We start from the raw sequence: 17,494 nt of genomic DNA, 5'->3' as shown, positions 1-17,494 counted from the left end.
ACTCAACGTTAAATCTATCCAAAATGCTACACTACTTTTCGAATTTTTTGTAATCCTGTGGATATCAGTCTGTTTTGTTTCCAGTGGTTGATGTGCTATTGGCAACTTCTGTATTTTATGTTTTATTCGGAAATATAATTGATTGAGAACACTTAAAAAGCGTAAAAGTTTTACTAAAATTGTTTTATTCGTGGAATTGCTTGGCGTACAATAAATTTAAGCTTAATTCTTTGGAGTGAGCGATTTAAATTTTGTGAGTATACGCCGGAGCAAACGGATGTGGTACCAGCCCAAGCCCCGCAGTCTTGGCCAGGGCTGGTGGATTGCTATTGCTGCTTCTTTATCTTGTGGGTAATGCATATAAGCAACCGCAATGATGTCTTTTTCCGTTATGTGCTCGTGCAGGACGAGATTGCCATCGCCCGCCAATACATATTGATCCTTTTTCTTCCCTACCAAGCGGTGAAACACAAATTTTCCCTTGTCTTTGGCGAGTATATTACTGCCAAGTGGGAGCGGTTGCCCTTGGTAGGCCCGTAGCATGACCGTATCTCCATCCTGTATAAATGGACGCATACTTTGTCCCTTAATGCGTATGCGGACTTCTTTGCCTTCCTGCAGCATACGCTGCACTTCAGCAAAATAGGCTGCGTTGGAGACAATCTTTGGTTTATTTTTTCCCGTTTGGTCTTGCATTATTTATGGGCATTGGCAAAATACTGTATCACGTTTTCCAAATACGTATCTTTTAACAACACTTTTTTGTGCTCATCCAAAAGATAGATCGTTGGCGATGCTTTAAGGTCATATAGGTTGGCCGACAAAATCTGGCGATCAGTATCCAATCCATTGATCCATTGATACGACAACTCCGATTGGTACTGCTTCCATTTGCTGCGGTCGCCCCATGGGTCTATTGCCACGATCTGTATCTGCAGCTGTGTAAACAGCTGGACGAGCTGCGGGTTGTCGCGAAGCTGGTGGATGGTTTCCTTACAATGCGAACAGTCCGGATCGTAGAACATTAACAGCATAAATTTGGCATCCGTCTCCGACAACTTTTGCTTCTGTCCGTTGGGTAGTTCAAAGCTGAAGTCGGTTGCTGTCTGATTCACCCTATTCTGGCGTACCAGCTTATAGGTTGGGCGGTAGCCCTCTTTTTCCAGATCAGTGAGTACAGCTGTATTGATCAGGTAGCGCAATACCGACTCATAGGCGATATCGTTGCGCATGGGCGAATTGCCATCATACAAATAGTGTTCGTATTGTTTGATGAAATAGTCAAAACTCGTGCGGTTTACTTTGGCTTTGTCGAGCATGATTGCTGCCGCCTTATCCCTTGTGGCGGAGTCAGGTGTCTTTGTTAAGAGCCCCAGAAAATCGGCTAATTGCTGTTCCCCTTTTTCCGGATTCTTGACCAGAGCCGTATCCTGCATATCAAATTGATCCCAAAAATGAAATAAGGCGCTATCCGACACACTGCTTGATAAGGTGTTTTGGGGGGGCGATTCCTTGTTTTCCTTCTTCGTACCCGTACAGGACCAGGATAATAGGAGTGCGCTAATCGCTAGGAAGAGTGCTGTCGAAACATTTTTCATTTTGAAGTTATTCATTATCATTTATCAGTCTATTGACCTCGTAAATAGCCGAATAAGCAAATATAAGCCTTCTTAACGGATTAACTATTTCGTTAAATAAAAAAAGTAATATGATGATTGCCCAGCTACCCTATTGTGTAGCAACTTTACTTGTTTTTACGTTCGTTACAATAGGCTGTAGCAAATGGTATTTAGTGCCAAATTAGGACCATACGCCGATTCAGAAAATGTTTCAATCATTTAATTAAATAGTTTTACTAATTTTGCGGCAAATACCGCGGTATAGATGAAAAGAATAATATTATGGTTATGCATAGCAGGATTTGTGGGTACAGTACACGCACAGACCAATCCTGCCAATATAAAAGTAGACAATCTTAGTGACGCACAGATTGAACAGTATGTCAAACAGGCCGCTTTAATGGGGTATGACGAAAGTCAGTTAGATGGCTTTGCGCGTGCACAGGGCGTTTCAGCTGTCGAAGTCCAAAAATTAAAAGAGCGTCTGGCGGATATCAAACGTAAAAAGCAGCAGCCAAATACGTCACAAGGTTCTTCCAGCCAGTCGCGCAATACGCGCAGCAATGGCCGCCAGGTGGATGGTTACTCCAATGTAGATTCTTTGCAAAATAATCAGACGAATAGAAGGGATTCGACGGATAATGAAGAGGGTAAGCTCAAGATTTTTGGCTCAGACCTTTTCAAGAATAACGCCATCACTTTTGAGCCCAATCTCCGTATGGCTACACCTAGCTCGTACATTATTGGTCCCGACGATGAGATCCTATTAGATATCACAGGCGATAACGAAGCCTCCTACAAGCTTCCCGTAAGTCCCGATGGAACCATTAAAGTAGAATATGTCGGGCAAATCAATGTGGCTGGTTTATCCATTGCTGCAGCAAAAAGTAAAATTGAACAACGCTTAAGCGGTACTTACCCGGCAATACGTTCAGGACGTACGCAGGTGAGCGTTAATATTGGTAACATCCGTACCATTCGTGTAACGTTAACGGGGGCAGCTACAAAACCGGGCACCTACAGTTTGCCTTCGTTAGCAACCGTGTTTAATGCACTGTATGCCGCAGGTGGTCCCAATAAAAATGGTACCTACCGCAAGATCCAGGTGATCCGCGGCAATCGAGTGATCAGTACGATTGATGTGTACGATTTTTTAGCCAATGGTATTCAACAAGGAAACATCCGTCTACAAGATCAAGATATTATTCATATCCCCGTTTACGGTGCCAGAGTACAATTTGAAGGCGAAGTTAAGCGCCCCGCCATTTTTGAGACCGTACCCGGAGAATCCCTTTCCGATATCTTGCGTTATGCGGGGGATTTTACCGAAAATGCCTATAGTGCCAAGGTTAAAGTGTTGCAGACCACAGGCCGCGAGCGGAGTGTACAAGATATCTACGCCGACCAATTTGCCAATTACACACCCAAAAGTGGCGATCAATATATTGTAGAACCTATTTTGGATCGTTTTGCCAATCGTATTAGCGTGTTAGGGGCAGTATTTCGTCCAGGCATATTTGGTTTAGAGCCAGGCATGACATTAAAGCAAGTGCTGGAGATGGCCGATGGCGTGCGTGAAGATGCTTTCTTGGAACGCGGTATTATTAATCGTCTTAAAGCAGACAATACCTCCGAATTGATCAATTTCAATGTACGCGATGTCCTTGCAGGAACTGCAGCCGATATTCCATTAAAGCGGGAAGATAAGATTGAGATTTCATCGATCTTTGATCTAAGAGACGAATACAAATTTACTGTTCAGGGCGAGGTTCGCTTTCCGGGTGATTTCCCTTTTGCCAGCAATGCAACACTGGGCGATCTTATTCAGAAAGCAGGCGGCTTGACCGAGGGTGCTAAGAATGCTAGGGTAGAAATCGCCCGACGCATCAAAAATCTGGACGTAACCGATCACCGCTCATCGAATACTATCTTGGTGGACATTAAAGAGGGTGTGCTTACCGATCCAAATATGACACTGCAACCTTACGATGTTATCTCCGTTTTGGGTGATGCGGGTTTCCGGACCCAACGTCAGGTTAAGATTGAGGGGGAAGTATTATATCCAGGCTACTACACGATTTCGCGTGAGGATGAACGCATTTCAGATATTATCAAGCGTGCAGGTGGCTTGACTACTTATGCTTATACCGAAGGTGCTTCATTAAAACGCACCGGTATTTCTAAATTACAGGCCGCTGAAAAAAAGGAGCAGGAGCGATTGAAGAAAGAACTGGAAAAGGATAGGCTGGGTGAAGAAAGCAATCAAAAAGATACGAGCCTAGATCAGGGTGTAGGAAGAAACTATGATGGTACTCAAGCAAAAAGTAGCGCTTTAGCAAAAGTATCACAACAAGGGACGTCAGCATCGGACATTGAAACGAGTGATCTGGTGGGTATTGAGTTGAATAAAATATTAGAAAAACCTTATGAAAAAGGTGATCTCTTGGTTTTAGATGGCGATATTATTAGCGTACCCAAGGAATTAGAAACAGTGAAGGTTGTTGGTGAGGTCTTGAATCCAAACAATGTGGTCTATGTTAAAGGCAAGAACTTAAAATACTATGTGAATCAAGCTGGAGGCTTTACCGACAATGCTTTGAAGAAAAGAGTATTTGTTCAGTATGCGAATGGTGCCGTAAAAGGTAAAGATGGCGGCTACCCCGAAGTTAAACCGGGGGCAGAAATTATTGTTCCTAAGCGGGCACCTCGAGAACGCATGAGTGCGCAGGGCTGGGTAGGGTTAGGAACTGGTATTGCTTCTTTGGCGGCTATTATCGTTAGTTTATTGAGGTAGTATGAGTGAGAGAAAGATTACGGAACAGATTAGCTTAAAGGAGATTTTCTTGAAATTGGGAAAATTGTTTAGCTATTTACTTTTAAAATGGTACATTATATTTATCGTTGGAATTTTAGGTGGGGGTATAGGTTACTTGTATGCAAAATTGCAACATCCAACTTACAAATCTACAACAACATTTGTTTTGGAGTCAGGTGAAAGTAATGGCGGTGGGTTAGGCCAAATGGCAGGACTTGCTGCGCTCGCGGGTGTGGATCTAGGCCCATCTGGAGGTGGAATTTTTCAAGGTGATAATCTGTTTGAATTGTATAAATCACGGAAAATGATTGAGTTGGCGCTTCTTCAGCGATCTCCTAGCGACAGCTCATTGTTACTTTTAGACCGTTTTTTATCATTAACAAATGAACGGAATAAGTGGGAAAAATCTAATCCAGAATTATTGAATATTGACTTCCTGAAAAATTCAAATTCTCAGCAGGCACGTCTTAGAGATAGTATTCTTCAACAGACTGTACAAAATATAAATAAAAGTAATCTAGAAGTTGGTCATCTTGACAAAAAGTCTTCAATTATCAAGGTTGATGTCATATCTCCCAACGAGGTCTTTTCAAAGGAGTTTAATGAGGCAATTGTCGATCAGGTCAATAGTTTCTATATCACAACAAAAACAAAGAAATCTTTAGATAATATCGTTATTCTTCAACGAAAGGCTGATTCGGTACGTGCAGTGATGAATGGCGCTATTGCATCTTCAGCAGTAATTGTTGATGTAACTCCTAACCTTAATCCAACTAAGCAGTCGCAGCGTTTAATTCCAGCTCAGCGTTCACAATTTTCTGTAGAAACAAATAAGGCGATATTAGGACAACTCGTGCAAAATTTAGAAATGTCCAAAATGGCTTTACTCAAAGAAACACCGCTTATTCAGGTTATAGATGAGCCTATTTATCCACTTCATATTATAAAGACAGGGAAGCTTAAAAGTCTTGTTATAGGCGGGATCTTAGCATCTTTCATCTGTGTAATTATTTTGTTAGGTATTAAATCTTTTAGGGATCTAATGTCTAGTTAATATTGTTTAGATGGATTTGAAGCGTTTTTTTGTGAATTTGTTGTCAAACTGCATGAGTGCTTTGACAGGGGTGGGATTAACTTTTTTTTTGACGCCCTATCTTGTTGAAACCTTAGGGAAAGAAGCTTACGGGTTTTATCCCTTATCTACTAATTTTATCATGTATGCCGGGATTTTGACAACTGCGTTGAATTCTATGTCGAGCCGTTTTATAACGATAAGCCTTGAAAAAAAAGATTTAAAGCAAGTTAATATATATTTCAATTCTGTTCTATTCGGTAATTTCTTAGTATCACTTTTCTTCATATTAACCGGTGGATTGTTCTGTTATTTTGCACAAAACATACTGGATATCCCGTTAAATATTCAACTTGATGTGAAGATATTATTCGCATTTGTCTTTTTGGGTTTGGTCATTAATGTTTCTTCTTCTATTTTCTCAGTGAGCGCATTTGCGCTCAATCGTTTTGACAGACTAGCGCTTATTAATATTGTGATGAATGTCATCAGATTATTAATCATTGTTTTGCTGTTTTATTTTTTCACTCCGCGTATTTATTTTTTGGGTATTGCATCGTTTTGTTCGGCAGTATATTTTATGTATGCAAATTACAAACTTACTAAGCGGTTAATGCCTGAGATCGCTTTCTCTATAGGCGATTTCTCATGGGTAGCTATTTCTACTCTGGTCGGGGCTGGTGTTTGGAATTCTGTATTAGCGCTGTCCAACGTTATAAATACCCAATTGGATCTTATAATTGCAAATCGTTTTTTTGGCGCAAGTGATATGGGTGTACTATCGTTGACTAAAATGGTGCCTATGGCGCTGCAGATGCTGTTGGGTATTATTGTTCCGCTGTTTCTCCCGGAATTATTAAGGGCATATGCGAACAACGATCTAATTAAAATGAAAACTAATTTGGACTTTTCTTTCAAAGCGATTTTTATTGTATTATTACTTCCTATTGCTGTATTCTTTGTTTTTGGAAAAGAGTTTTTTCAGCTCTGGCTTCCACATGAAAATTCCGAACAGCTTTATTTGCTATCGGTTATTACATTGGTACCCTTTATTATACATGGAACGATTGAGACTATACACCATGTTTTTGTTATCACTAATAAGTTGAGGATTGCTTCTTTTTGGGGTGTTTTTATTTCTATTTTAAGTGTTACCACTGTCATTTTATTGTGTAAATATTCTAAGTTGGGTCTTTATGCTATTCCAACAGGCGCGCTTCTAACAGGGATGTTTAGCCACCTTACTTTTACTCCGATTTATGCTGCTAGATGTTTGAATGAAGATAAGTTATATTTCTATTTGCGTATAGCAAAGGGCTTGGGTAGTTTTTTACTTCTGATACTCGTTGCTTATTTGTGGAAATATCTTTCATTGATAGCAATTGATGATTGGGTAGGATTGATCTTAAGTCTGTCAATTTTGACTGTCATCTTATTGACTGTAAGTTCATTTGTCTTATTTGATAAATCTGTATTGAACAGGCTATTTTTGCAATTAAAAGGAAAATTTAATATATGATACCTAAGATAATACACTATTGCTGGTTTGGTCGCGGTAAGATGCCGGATTTAGTATTAAAATGCATCGAATCGTGGAAAAGATATTTGCCAGAATATGAAAGACGACTTTGGAATGAAGATAATTTTGATATTAACTTATATCCATTCGCAGCCGAAGCGTATGCAGAACGTAAATTTGCTTTCGTTGCTGATGTATGTAGATTGTATGTATTGAGAGAATTTGGCGGAATTTATTTAGACAGCGATGTGGAGATATTAAAGCCGTTAGATAATTTCCTTAATAACCATGTTGCATTTTCCGGATTTGAGGATAACGATCGGTTAACTACAGGTTTAATGGGTAGTGAGAAAAATGGCTTATGGGTGAATGAGCTTTTAAAATATTATGATCATAGAAGCTTTTATTTGAAAGATGGAACTATAGATATAACACCAAATACGGAAATAATAACCCAAATTATGGAAGAAAAAGGGCTTAAAATCCAAAATTCTTTGCAAGAGATAGAAGGGTATTGCACTATTTATCCGAGTGATTATTTTTGTCCAAAGAGTTGGTTAACAAAAGAGATTTATATCACGCCCAATACCTATTGCATCCATCATTTTACTGGTTCTTGGTTGCCTAGCAAGCGCAAGTGGAACAAAAATGAATTTCTGCTTAAGTTGTTGGGAAAGAAGAATTTTGAGCGGCTTGTTGCCTTTTATGGTAGATTGAAGAACTGATGGAAAATATTTGTCGTAATTTGAAGGAGCCACTGATCTCCATTATAATTCCTGTATATAATGTGGAGCCATACCTTTCTGAATGCCTTACAAGTGTAATTGATCAAACTTATAGCAATCTGGAGATCATTTTAGTTAATGATGGTTCAACTGACGGTTCTGGCAACATATGCGCAGCATATGCAAAGAATGATGTTCGGATTAAGATAATTAATAAGACAAATGGAGGCCTTTCAGATGCCCGAAATAAGGGACTCGATCTCGCAAATGGCGAATATGTCTCATTTGTGGATTCAGACGATGTCATAGATAAGAATTTTATCTGTAACCTTTTACAGGTTTTATTAGATTCTGACGCCTCAATCGCTATGTGTGACTACACCAACTTTACTTCTGTACCACCTACTAAACAACCAAAATACGATCACTCAGTAGATGTATATACCGGAGAATATATGCTTAACAATCTATACAATCCAAGCTGGATACCCAAAAATGTAATTGCGTGGAATAAGCTGTATAAGATTAGTGTCTGGAATAATTTAAGATACACCGTTGGCGTGCTCCATGAAGATGAATATATTATCCATGAGTTGTATGCCAATACTAATCGTTTAGCATATACGCGAGAGCCACTCTATTTTTACAGGCAGCGGGAAGCGAGTATAACCAAAAAAATCTCACAACAAAGAATTAATGATACATTAGCGATATTTGATTTACGGGAATCTTTTTTTAAAACAAAAGGCTATAATCATCTTATAAATCCCAATTATCAGGCTAAGTTGCTAAATATTGGACTATTGGCAATAACTTATGAGGATGAAAGAGCAAGAAAATTATTAACGAAGCATCTTTCTTCTATTCTTTTGCTGAAGAATCTTTCAGCGAGAGTAAGGTTATCATGTTTTATTATCGCTTTTATGCCAGCTTTATATTGGAAGATTAAAAAAATTAAAAATATGGCATTATAAAATATGAATAGTGGTTTACAATCTAAAAGGAGGTTTTTATGAAGTTTTATATTAAGCATTTTAGCGGTACTATTTCCGAAGGGGGGGCTGTTCGTAACCACGCATTTTATAGGCATTTTAGCTCTTACGCTAATGTGAAAATCGTAAATATTGCATCAGTACATATTTTTAAACGATTTATCAATACGTTCAATTTTATTTTATATTTTAGCTTTAAAAGGAATCATCATATTTATATGCATCTGGGGGCAATTTTTGTTTTGTTTCCGACATTTCTATTTCGCTTGGGGTTAGGACAAGTTGTTTTCTATTTCCTTGATCGGCTATCGAAAAGACATGTCTTGCAAATTGAAGTGAATGATCTTCCTTTTGAGCAAAATAGGGATTTAGAATTGCCAAACTTACCCTTCATCCAGTCTTTTCAGAAACGGCTTTTTAGTTTTAAAAGAGTAGGATATGATTTTGCATCTCACAGTATGCGTGATTATGCAATAAAGATGTATAATCTAAGATCTGATCAATGTAAAGTTCTATTGAACGGAGCCGCCAAATTAGAGAGGTTTGACTTGCATGTTTATGATGAGCTTTTGAAAAGGTGTCCTGGCAAATTAAGATATGTTTATGTGGGCTCTATGAATAAAGGTCGTCAGATCGAAGATTTGATACATATTTTTGAGCAATCTAACCATATACTTTATTTGCTCGGCACGGGGGGGGATTGGATAGAGCAAACGTTAAGACTTAAAGGTATTGATAATATCTTTTATTTAGGGAGTTTCTCCGATTCAGTCGCACTTCAGATTTCTTCCCTTTGTGATGTTGGTGTTATTCCTTATGATGAAAGCAGGTTATACTACAACATTTGTTATCCAACAAAAGTGTCATTTTATCTTGCCGCAGGACTGCCTATCCTATCAACGCCGCTTAAGGAGACTCAGTATGTTCTGCAGAACAAAGATGTTGCTCAATTTCTACCTATAGCATGTTGGAATGAGTTTGTTTCGAACACTAAAATAGATGATGTCGATGTTCTTAAACAGAATGTATTGAGATATAGACCCCAATTTTATTGGGATTCAATTTTAAAAGATTTGAACTTTTAAACTCTGATGGAACTATGATACTCTATTATACCATCTTCTTTATAAGTTATATACTTTGTGTTTTTGATTTCGTAGAGTCGAGATTAGGGAAACTGTGTGTTTACTTAGTTTTTTGTACGTTTATAACTTTAATCGTAGGTTTTAGAGAAGTTGGGATAGATAATGATAGCGAAGCTTATCAGGATATGTTCGATTTTTACCGCACTTCCACTTTTATGCAAATTATAGAAGGGGGATATGGGTACGTTGAAAAAGGATATGTGTTTTTAAATAAAATTATTTCATTAGTTGGAGGGAACCATAGGATACTTTTTTTAGTTATGGCTATCTTCACCGCTTTATTTAATTATATCTTTTTCTGGAAGAAGTCTAGCTATGTATTCCTAAGTATTCTATTCTATATTAGCTTTTTCTATCTATATCGGGATTTCACGCAAATTAGATACGGTTTATCTGCTGCTATATGCATGTGGGCAATTTCATTATTTCTTTCAAAAAAATATTTCCAAAGCTTATTTACTATATTAGTGGCCATATCGTTCCACAATTCTGCTTTCATTCTTCTACTGGCAGTCCTTATCATCAGGATATTTAAAAACCAACTATGGTATGTCTTAATACCTATACCATGTTACTTTATTGGTAAGTTACTTACACTGCAGCTCGTTTTTTCTTTATTAGGTTACAATGCTGATCACATGAATATCTATTTAAAGGACGAAAGTGCTGGTAGCGCATCCATATCTATGGTGGGTTATTGTATTTGCCTTTTGTACTTTTCCTTGATTAACTATAGATCGAAACACTTACATTTGGATCCCATTATTTTAAAAACGGGCAATTTTTACTACAAATTGGTTTCTATCGCTGTGGCTATGAATTTTCTATTTATAAATATTTCTATTTTTCAACGCTTTTCTTTTATAATGTTTCAATTTTGTAGTATTTTAATTGCTATGACGATAGAATTAATGGCAAATAGGATACGTGAGCGATATCTGTTTGTTTTATATTACTTTCTAATAGCTTCCTTTTTATTATTTTATGGGATTAGAATGATTAACGAAGATTTAGTTCGGCCATATATTTTTTCATACCTATGATTGATATTTTACTTGCTACTTATAATGGGGAACAATTTATCGAAAATCAACTTCTTTCGATTATTGGGCAGACCTATAAAAATTGGAGACTAGTTATTCATGACGATGGATCCAGCGATCAGACAATAGGCATATTAAAAAAATATCAATCTATTGATGAGCGGATATGCCTCGTTGAGGATGGTGTAACATGCCATTCCGCGGCAAAAAATTTTTTACATCTATTAACATATTCAAAAGCCGAATATATTATTTTCTGTGACCAGGATGATATCTGGTTTGAATCAAAATTGCAGACTTTATTTGAGGCAATTGCAGATCGTAATTCACCTGCCGCTGTATATTGCAATGCGTTTGCTTACAATGGTGTATATATTACTAAAGACAAAGTGAGTCTTTTTGAACGAGATTGTCTAGCAAATAGTCTTTTTTTAAATAGTGGGGTACAAGGCTGCTCATTGATGTTTAATCGAGCTCTTCTGAATGAACTTTCCGATTTTCCTGAATTTATCGTCATGCACGATCACTACATCACTATGGGGGCAATCTGTTTTGGGGAAATTAAATATGTTGATCATTCTCTTATGCTATATCGCCAACATTTTAAAAATGTGACGGGTAATGTAGCAACATCTTTTAAACAACGTATTTTTAATTTTTTCAATTATGCTAATCCTATTTTGGATCGTGATCATTATGAAGCGAACAAATCTTTTTTTGAAAAATTTAAAGATAAGTTTACACCTGAGCAAACCAGCATATTCAAGGCATACATTAAGTTTCCATCGTTAAATTTCTTCGAAAAGATATATTATATTTTTAAACATAATTTTCGAATTGGCAACAATAAATCAGTTCTGTTATTAAAGCTTTTTTTTTAAACGTACTATTTAAATATATGTTGCTATCTATTATTACTCCAACATACAATAGAGGTTATTGCCTTGGTGGTATTTATCAGTCATTGAAGGAATTTGAATTCGCAGATTTCGAGTGGATCATTGTAGATGATGGCTCTAGCGATGACACAGCTTCTATCGTGCAAGTCTGGTTAGAGGAAATGAAGATTAACTTGAGATATATAACTCAAGAAAATTCCGGTAAGACAAATGCAGTAATACGAGCATTTGCAGAAAAACCAATTGGGAAGTATTCATTGATTTTGGATTCGGACGATGTATTAGTTCCTGGTGCATTTGATTTGGTTAAAGAGCATGTTTCTATTTTGGATGAGGGAGAGATCGGGCTTGCATTTCTTAAATCAACAAGGTCTGGAGAGCTTATTGGTTCAACATTTAAAAAGAATACATCTAATTATATAGATATGTATTTTGGTAGATACAGGTGTTTTGGAGATAAACTATTCGTAATAAAAACTGATATATATCATAGTAGCTTAGTGGCTTCATATCCTGGTGAAAAGCTCATTCCAGAGGGGGTAATTTATATGAATATGCAAAAATTTGGAAAGTTTAAATGTATAAATAAAATCATATATGCTGGAGAATATTTAAATGATGGTCTATCTGCCGATACCATTCGACTAGCAGCAAAAAACATCAATGGATTTATTCTTGAAAAACAAATGCTCCAACGTCAGCCATTGGATTTGTTTTCGAAAGTTAAGAACGAGATCAAATATATCGTCTATTCAGTAGCTGGAAGGAGAAACCTGTCCTGCCTATTGCAAAACTCACATCATAAATTCTTAACTACTGTCCTTTTCTTCCCTAGTTTAATAATTGGTTTGAAATATATCTATAAAATTAGGCGATTTTCTAGAAGTGACAAGATGAAATGATTTAGATAAAGTTTCAATATCTTTATACATTTAATAAATAAGTTTTGAGAGTACTACATATTATAAATAGTCTTCATACAGGGGGCGCCGAAAAATTGATTCTTTCCACATTACCTCTTCTAAAACAAGAGGGGGTAGATGTTGATCTTCTATTACTCAATGGAGAAGAAACTCCTTTTTTATTAAAGTTGCGGCAGGAGAATGATATTAATATTATGTCTTTAGGAACGTCGTTGTATAATCCTTTTAATATATTTAAGTTGTTCCCCTATCTGAAAAAGTATGAATTAATTCATGTTCATCTTTTCCCAGCAATGTATTATGTAGCCTTTGCAAAACTTATAACAAGAAGTAAAACAACATTAATATTTACTGAACATAATACGTCTAATAGGCGTTTGGAAAAGGCTTTTTATATTCCTTTAGAACGTATTGTATATGCTATGTACAAGCGTGTTGTTTGTATTACGGAGAGTGTTAAGAAGGTTTTAAAATCAAAAATTGACCCCGGTGATGATAAATATAAAGTCATATTGAACGGTGTGGAAGTATCCAGTATTAATGAGGTGATACCGCATTCGAGAGCGTCTTTTGGATTCAACGAAAACGAAAAGCTAATTTGTATGGTTGCAGGATTTCGTATTCAGAAAGATCAGGATACGGTTGTGCGCTCATTAAAGTTACTTCCTCATCACTATAAATTAATATTCATAGGAGATGGAGAACGTCTTCCTCAGGTAAAGCAATTGACCGAATCTTTAGATCTAGAAGATCGAGTGAAATTCTTGGGCATACGTACAGATGCATATTCACTGATCAAGATGTGTGATATTTCGGTGCTAAGTTCGCATTGGGAGGGCTTTGGTTTAGCAGCGGCCGAGTCAATGGCATGCGGAATACCCACAATTGCTTCAGATGTTGATGGTTTAGCACAAGTCGTATCGGATGGTGGATTACTTTTTGAAAAGGGAAATGAGATAGATCTTATGAATAAAATTTTAGCTTTAGAAGAGTACAGCTATTATGTCAGTATTCAAAAGAGATGTCTGGAAAGCTCCAAAAAATTTGATGTATCAAATACAGTTCACCAATTGCAAACGCTTTATAGAAGTTTGATAAATGAGTAAAAAAGTGCTACATGTTTTATCTGTCTCATTTTCGATAAAATATTTTATAGGAAATCAATTTAAATATTTCAAAACCAAAGGAGTAGAGTTTCATGTGGCTTGTTCTTATTCTGATGAGCTAATGCAGCTTTCTGAAGAATATGGTTTTAAGCCGTTTCCCATTCCCGTCAAAAGAGCGATTGATCCACTTCAGGATATTAAATCCATTTACAGGCTTGCCACGTATATAAAAAAGGAGAAATTCGATATTGTGATCACCCATAGTCCTAAAGGTGGCTTAATAGGCGGTATTGCTTCGTTTTTTGCGGGTACCCCAAAGAGAATATATTTTAGACATGGATTGGTGTTTGAAACTTTAACTGGTATAAAACAACAGCTTCTAATTTTGGTTGAAAAACTCAACAGTGCAACCTCACATTATGTTGTAAATGTAAGTCCATCTATTAAACGTAAATCGGAGAAGCTCGGATTGAACAAGCCGCATAAAAATATTGTTCTGGGTAAAGGGACTTGTAATGGAGTGGATGTGCATCGCTTTACATATAGAGATGGCTTTAAGGAAAATGATGTACGGGTTGTAGGATTTGTTGGACGAATAAGTAAAGATAAAGGCATTGCTGAGCTAATTCAAGCATGGAAGATCCTAAAGAGAGCTAATGCTAAAATCAAGTTATTACTCGTAGGACCTATTGATGAGCGTGATCCGATCGAAAATGATCTTTTAGAGTATATTAATCAAGAGACTTCAATTGATTTCGCTGGTGAGGTATCAGATGTCACTTACTATTACAATAAGATGGATTTATTTGTCTTACCCTCGTTTCGAGAAGGTTTTCCAACCGTGACATTAGAGGCATCTGCATCCCGTTTGCCCGTGATAACGAGCCGTGCGACCGGATGTATAGATTCTATTATAGAAAACAGGACCGGCAAGTTCGTTGAGATCAATGGAGTTGATATAGCGCAGGCCATCCAATCTTATTTAGATAACCCTTCTTTAATGGTGGAACATGGAATAAATGGAGAGAGCTTTGTTAAAAATCATTTCTCAGAAGAGATCGTTTATCCGTTGATTGAAAAACATGTTTTTGATTAAAGTTAATCTAACGTGAAAAAGTTGTTATTTTTGTTGAAGTTAAAGGAGGATCGATTATGCAAGGATTAAGTTTTACCGCAATAGATTTTGAAACAGCCACAGCGAATCAGAATTCGGCCTGTGCCATTGGACTGGTCGTTGTTGAACAGGGAATTATTGTGGATGAATTTTATTCTTTAATACAGCCTCCTAATAATCAGTATATGTGGCAGACTACTCGTGTGCATGGTATTCGACCCAGGGATACCGCGCAAGCGCCTACTTTTAAAGAGCTCTTTCCACGTATTTATCCGCTTATCAATAATCGGATTATGGTAGCACATAACGAGTTGTTTGATCGAGGTGTGCTTCGCAAAACCATGCATTATTACAATTTGCCATACGAATACCTTGGTTTACAGGAAAAATGGGAATGTACCTTTAAAATTTACCAAGGAAAAGGTTTTAAGCCCGCTCGTTTAAATGCCTGCTGCGAGGTACTTGGAATTGAACTTAACCACCATGAGGCACTTTCTGATGCGCGTGCTTGTGCGCACTTGTATATTCGGCATGCCGATATTCCTTCTTTGGCATGATTTTTACGTTAAATCTATTATAAATTCGGTGTAAAAAGTACGCTAAGTGGGATATTTTTATATCTTTGAGTAGCTATACAGCCGTTTTATTAATAAATTTTATATCCATATTTTTGATGATGATAACAATCCCAGCCAAGGGAATGCGAATAGGTATTACCTTCAGTGCATTCGACCTACTCCATGCAGGGCATATCAAAATGCTCGAAGATGCCAAAAGACAATGTGATTATTTGATCTGCGGCTTGCAGACAGATCCGACGCTGGACCGACCTGAAAAGAATAAGCCAGCACAGACCGTAGTGGAGCGTTATATTCAGCTTAAAGGCTGTAAATATGTAGATCAGATTGTGCCTTACGCCACAGAGCAGGATTTAGAAGATATCCTTCGCTCGTTTAACGTTGATGTTCGAATCGTTGGGGATGAATACCGCGAGAAGAACTTTACGGGAAGAGCATATTGTGAGGAAAAAGGAATTGAACTTTATTTTAATAGTCGAGATCACCGCTTTTCCAGTTCTGGCTTACGTCGAATTGTAGCTCAAGCGAATTCGGACAATGAAACCGTATTGAAATCTATTTAATTAAGTTCTCATCAGCTATTAAAAAAACATGAAAATAGGAATTACTTTTGGCGTCTTTGATTTATTGCATGCCGGACATATCATGATGCTTGAAGAAGCAAAGAGACACTGCGATTATTTAATTATTGGTCTTAATACCGACCCATCAGAGGTATTTCCGGAGAAGGCCAAACCAACCCAAACCATTGTGGAGCGTTATATCCAATTGGAGGGATGTCGATATGTGGACGAAATCATTCCTTATGAGACTGAGCAAGATTTGATTGACCTTATTAAAGCTTTGCCGATCGATATGCGTATTATCGGGGAAGAATATCGCGACAAAGATTTCTCTGGCCGTAAGTACTGTGTGGAAGAAAATATTGAGATCTATTACAATAAGCGCACGCACCGTTTCTCCAGTGAGGGTTTACGCCGGGTTGTTGCAGATAAGGAAGCTGAGAAACACTAATCTCATAAGGGTAATATTTCATGTTTTCTTCATTGACGGGGTTGAGAGCCCTCTATTGCCACCTATACTGCATTTGTGGATTGCGCGATAGCATTCTTGTGCATACAAAAGATGCGATCTTGGTATTACATAAGGAAAAATCCCAAGATGTTAAAAAGATTTACAACACGTTAGAACGTCATCAGTCGAAGTTGATTGATTAATGGGCGCCATTATTTTCAATTTTCGAATTATACTCACGTTTTTTGTCAATTAGTTGAGCTAGTATAACAGCTTAAATCACTAAAAGGCCTGTCCCTCGGATAGGCCTTTTTTGCCCTGTTAAAGCCTAATTTGTAATTGTCCCCTTTTTGTCCCCTTTCCATTTTCATGTGCTATAGGCGATTACCTTATTTTTGGGTTCACCTATTCCTATTCATTAACTATTTTATTATGGTAACTTTTATAGCACTTACGGTACTTCTTTTGAGTTCCATTTTTTTAATCTTAAAGGCAAAACAAAAGCAGAAGCTCTTTAACGAGGCTGTTTCGATGGAGGTCAATTACCTGTTTCAGGATAGACCGGGGCAATATAGCGGCGACTATCGGACAAAAAGTGGTGTTTTTGTTTTTTGTACGGAACCCAAAGACAGCGAACTTAAAAATTTAGTGATCAAAGAGGTGAAGCCCAGTCATCCCGCTTTGGTTGTCAATCTGGAACAGATTGTGGTGGTGCCTTTTGAGCAGAAGAAAAAAGGTGACTCGGCTGTTTCTGTCCGATTTAAATTGCTCAAAAGGAAAGCTGAGCTCACCGCTTTGGAGGGTAAGGGGATACGTGTGGCTGGTGTATTGAATTATGCCAACAGAAAACCCAAAACGTTCAGTACCGTATTGAAGATCGGGGAGCTTTATCAAGCTAAAGACCCACTTGATCAGACGACATAATTTGCG

General features: G+C 37.3%; 18 protein-coding genes. 16 read left to right on the top strand and 2 right to left on the bottom strand.

The window, feature by feature from the left end; translation table 11 throughout:
• Positions 1-222 precede the first annotated feature (222 nt).
• Together QE382_RS00720 and QE382_RS00715 are read right to left on the bottom strand one after the other, a co-directional pair.
• The gene (locus QE382_RS00720; protein ID WP_307184293.1) at positions 223-696 is read right to left on the bottom strand and encodes a S24/S26 family peptidase; all 474 of its coding nucleotides are present in this window, start codon (positions 694-696) and stop codon (positions 223-225) included.
• Positions 696-1,613: a DUF5106 domain-containing protein gene (locus QE382_RS00715; protein WP_307184292.1), complete on the bottom strand. Its 918-nt coding sequence runs from the start codon at positions 1,611-1,613 to the stop codon at positions 696-698. The genes QE382_RS00720 and QE382_RS00715 overlap by 1 nt, the downstream gene beginning before the upstream one ends.
• Positions 1,614-1,884: 271 nt before the next feature.
• Between QE382_RS00715 and QE382_RS00710 the strand changes: the two genes are divergently transcribed.
• From QE382_RS00710 to QE382_RS00640, 16 genes are all read left to right on the top strand, one after another.
• Complete coding sequence (locus QE382_RS00710) at positions 1,885-4,413, top strand: SLBB domain-containing protein (RefSeq protein WP_307184291.1); 2,529 nt, start codon at positions 1,885-1,887, stop codon at positions 4,411-4,413.
• A gap of 1 nt (position 4,414) precedes the next feature.
• Positions 4,415-5,488 (top strand): Wzz/FepE/Etk N-terminal domain-containing protein, encoded by a 1,074-nt coding sequence (locus QE382_RS00705; protein WP_307184290.1) that lies wholly within the window; start codon positions 4,415-4,417, stop codon positions 5,486-5,488.
• A gap of 10 nt (positions 5,489-5,498) precedes the next feature.
• Positions 5,499-7,025 (top strand): lipopolysaccharide biosynthesis protein, encoded by a 1,527-nt coding sequence (locus QE382_RS00700; protein ID WP_307184289.1) that lies wholly within the window; start codon positions 5,499-5,501, stop codon positions 7,023-7,025.
• Positions 7,022-7,750, top strand: a complete 729-nt coding sequence (locus QE382_RS00695; protein ID WP_307184288.1) for a glycosyltransferase family 32 protein — start codon at positions 7,022-7,024, stop codon at positions 7,748-7,750. Before QE382_RS00700 ends, QE382_RS00695 begins: the two co-directional genes overlap by 4 nt.
• Entirely contained in the window at positions 7,750-8,724 is a 975-nt protein-coding gene (locus QE382_RS00690; RefSeq protein WP_307184287.1) for a glycosyltransferase, read from the top strand. Before QE382_RS00695 ends, QE382_RS00690 begins: the two co-directional genes overlap by 1 nt.
• A gap of 38 nt (positions 8,725-8,762) precedes the next feature.
• The gene (locus tag QE382_RS00685) at positions 8,763-9,827 is read left to right on the top strand and encodes a glycosyltransferase family protein (RefSeq protein WP_307184286.1); all 1,065 of its coding nucleotides are present in this window, start codon (positions 8,763-8,765) and stop codon (positions 9,825-9,827) included.
• Positions 9,828-9,841: 14 nt separating this feature from the next.
• Positions 9,842-10,930 (top strand): EpsG family protein, encoded by a 1,089-nt coding sequence (locus QE382_RS23515; RefSeq protein ID WP_370877869.1) that lies wholly within the window; start codon positions 9,842-9,844, stop codon positions 10,928-10,930.
• Entirely contained in the window at positions 10,927-11,811 is an 885-nt protein-coding gene (locus tag QE382_RS00680) for a glycosyltransferase family 2 protein (RefSeq protein ID WP_307184285.1), read from the top strand. The genes QE382_RS23515 and QE382_RS00680 overlap by 4 nt, the downstream gene beginning before the upstream one ends.
• A gap of 17 nt (positions 11,812-11,828) precedes the next feature.
• The gene (locus QE382_RS00675; RefSeq protein WP_307184284.1) at positions 11,829-12,731 is read left to right on the top strand and encodes a glycosyltransferase family 2 protein; all 903 of its coding nucleotides are present in this window, start codon (positions 11,829-11,831) and stop codon (positions 12,729-12,731) included.
• Positions 12,732-12,775: 44 nt separating this feature from the next.
• Positions 12,776-13,858, top strand: a complete 1,083-nt coding sequence (locus tag QE382_RS00670) for a glycosyltransferase (RefSeq protein WP_307184283.1) — start codon at positions 12,776-12,778, stop codon at positions 13,856-13,858.
• Complete coding sequence (locus QE382_RS00665; RefSeq protein WP_307184282.1) at positions 13,851-14,954, top strand: glycosyltransferase family 4 protein; 1,104 nt, start codon at positions 13,851-13,853, stop codon at positions 14,952-14,954. The genes QE382_RS00670 and QE382_RS00665 overlap by 8 nt, the downstream gene beginning before the upstream one ends.
• A 56-nt stretch (positions 14,955-15,010) precedes the next feature.
• On the top strand, positions 15,011-15,529 hold the full coding sequence (locus QE382_RS00660; protein ID WP_307184281.1) for a 3'-5' exonuclease: 519 nt from the start codon (positions 15,011-15,013) through the stop codon (positions 15,527-15,529).
• Positions 15,530-15,645: 116 nt separating this feature from the next.
• Positions 15,646-16,113 (top strand): adenylyltransferase/cytidyltransferase family protein, encoded by a 468-nt coding sequence (locus QE382_RS00655; RefSeq protein WP_307184280.1) that lies wholly within the window; start codon positions 15,646-15,648, stop codon positions 16,111-16,113.
• A gap of 28 nt (positions 16,114-16,141) precedes the next feature.
• On the top strand, positions 16,142-16,564 hold the full coding sequence (locus QE382_RS00650) for an adenylyltransferase/cytidyltransferase family protein (protein WP_182983049.1): 423 nt from the start codon (positions 16,142-16,144) through the stop codon (positions 16,562-16,564).
• Between the two features lie 20 nt (positions 16,565-16,584).
• A complete protein-coding gene (locus QE382_RS00645; RefSeq protein ID WP_307184279.1) occupies positions 16,585-16,767 on the top strand; it encodes a hypothetical protein in 183 nt (60 codons plus the stop codon).
• Positions 16,768-16,996: 229 nt separating this feature from the next.
• Positions 16,997-17,488 carry a hypothetical protein gene (locus QE382_RS00640; RefSeq protein ID WP_307184278.1) on the top strand — a complete coding sequence of 164 codons (492 nt, stop codon included), beginning with the start codon at positions 16,997-16,999 and terminating at the stop codon, positions 17,486-17,488.
• Positions 17,489-17,494: the final 6 nt, after the last annotated feature.

Source organism: Sphingobacterium zeae, assembly GCF_030818895.1.
In the GTDB taxonomy this organism is placed as follows: Bacteria; Bacteroidota; Bacteroidia; order Sphingobacteriales; family Sphingobacteriaceae; genus Sphingobacterium; species Sphingobacterium zeae.
This window is presented reverse-complemented; position numbering and strand designations above follow the sequence as displayed.

Bases quoted from the DNA above. Each gene is read 5' to 3' on its own strand.
- QE382_RS00650 (WP_182983049.1), top strand. From the start codon at position 16,142: ATGAAAATAGGAATTACTTTTGGCGTCTTTGATTTATTGCATGCCGGA.
- QE382_RS00710 (WP_307184291.1), top strand. From the start codon at position 1,885: ATGAAAAGAATAATATTATGGTTATGCATAGCAGGATTTGTGGGTACA.
- QE382_RS00715 (WP_307184292.1), bottom strand. From the start codon at position 1,613: ATGAATAACTTCAAAATGAAAAATGTTTCGACAGCACTCTTCCTAGCG.
- QE382_RS00700 (WP_307184289.1), top strand. From the start codon at position 5,499: ATGGATTTGAAGCGTTTTTTTGTGAATTTGTTGTCAAACTGCATGAGT.
- QE382_RS00655 (WP_307184280.1), top strand. From the start codon at position 15,646: ATGATGATAACAATCCCAGCCAAGGGAATGCGAATAGGTATTACCTTC.
- QE382_RS23515 (WP_370877869.1), top strand. From the start codon at position 9,842: ATGATACTCTATTATACCATCTTCTTTATAAGTTATATACTTTGTGTT.
- QE382_RS00685 (WP_307184286.1), top strand. From the start codon at position 8,763: ATGAAGTTTTATATTAAGCATTTTAGCGGTACTATTTCCGAAGGGGGG.
- QE382_RS00660 (WP_307184281.1), top strand. From the start codon at position 15,011: ATGCAAGGATTAAGTTTTACCGCAATAGATTTTGAAACAGCCACAGCG.
- QE382_RS00675 (WP_307184284.1), top strand. From the start codon at position 11,829: ATGTTGCTATCTATTATTACTCCAACATACAATAGAGGTTATTGCCTT.
- QE382_RS00680 (WP_307184285.1), top strand. From the start codon at position 10,927: ATGATTGATATTTTACTTGCTACTTATAATGGGGAACAATTTATCGAA.
- QE382_RS00645 (WP_307184279.1), top strand. From the start codon at position 16,585: ATGTTTTCTTCATTGACGGGGTTGAGAGCCCTCTATTGCCACCTATAC.
- QE382_RS00690 (WP_307184287.1), top strand. From the start codon at position 7,750: ATGGAAAATATTTGTCGTAATTTGAAGGAGCCACTGATCTCCATTATA.
- QE382_RS00665 (WP_307184282.1), top strand. From the start codon at position 13,851: ATGAGTAAAAAAGTGCTACATGTTTTATCTGTCTCATTTTCGATAAAA.
- QE382_RS00640 (WP_307184278.1), top strand. From the start codon at position 16,997: ATGGTAACTTTTATAGCACTTACGGTACTTCTTTTGAGTTCCATTTTT.
- QE382_RS00720 (WP_307184293.1), bottom strand. From the start codon at position 696: ATGCAAGACCAAACGGGAAAAAATAAACCAAAGATTGTCTCCAACGCA.
- QE382_RS00695 (WP_307184288.1), top strand. From the start codon at position 7,022: ATGATACCTAAGATAATACACTATTGCTGGTTTGGTCGCGGTAAGATG.
- QE382_RS00705 (WP_307184290.1), top strand. From the start codon at position 4,415: ATGAGTGAGAGAAAGATTACGGAACAGATTAGCTTAAAGGAGATTTTC.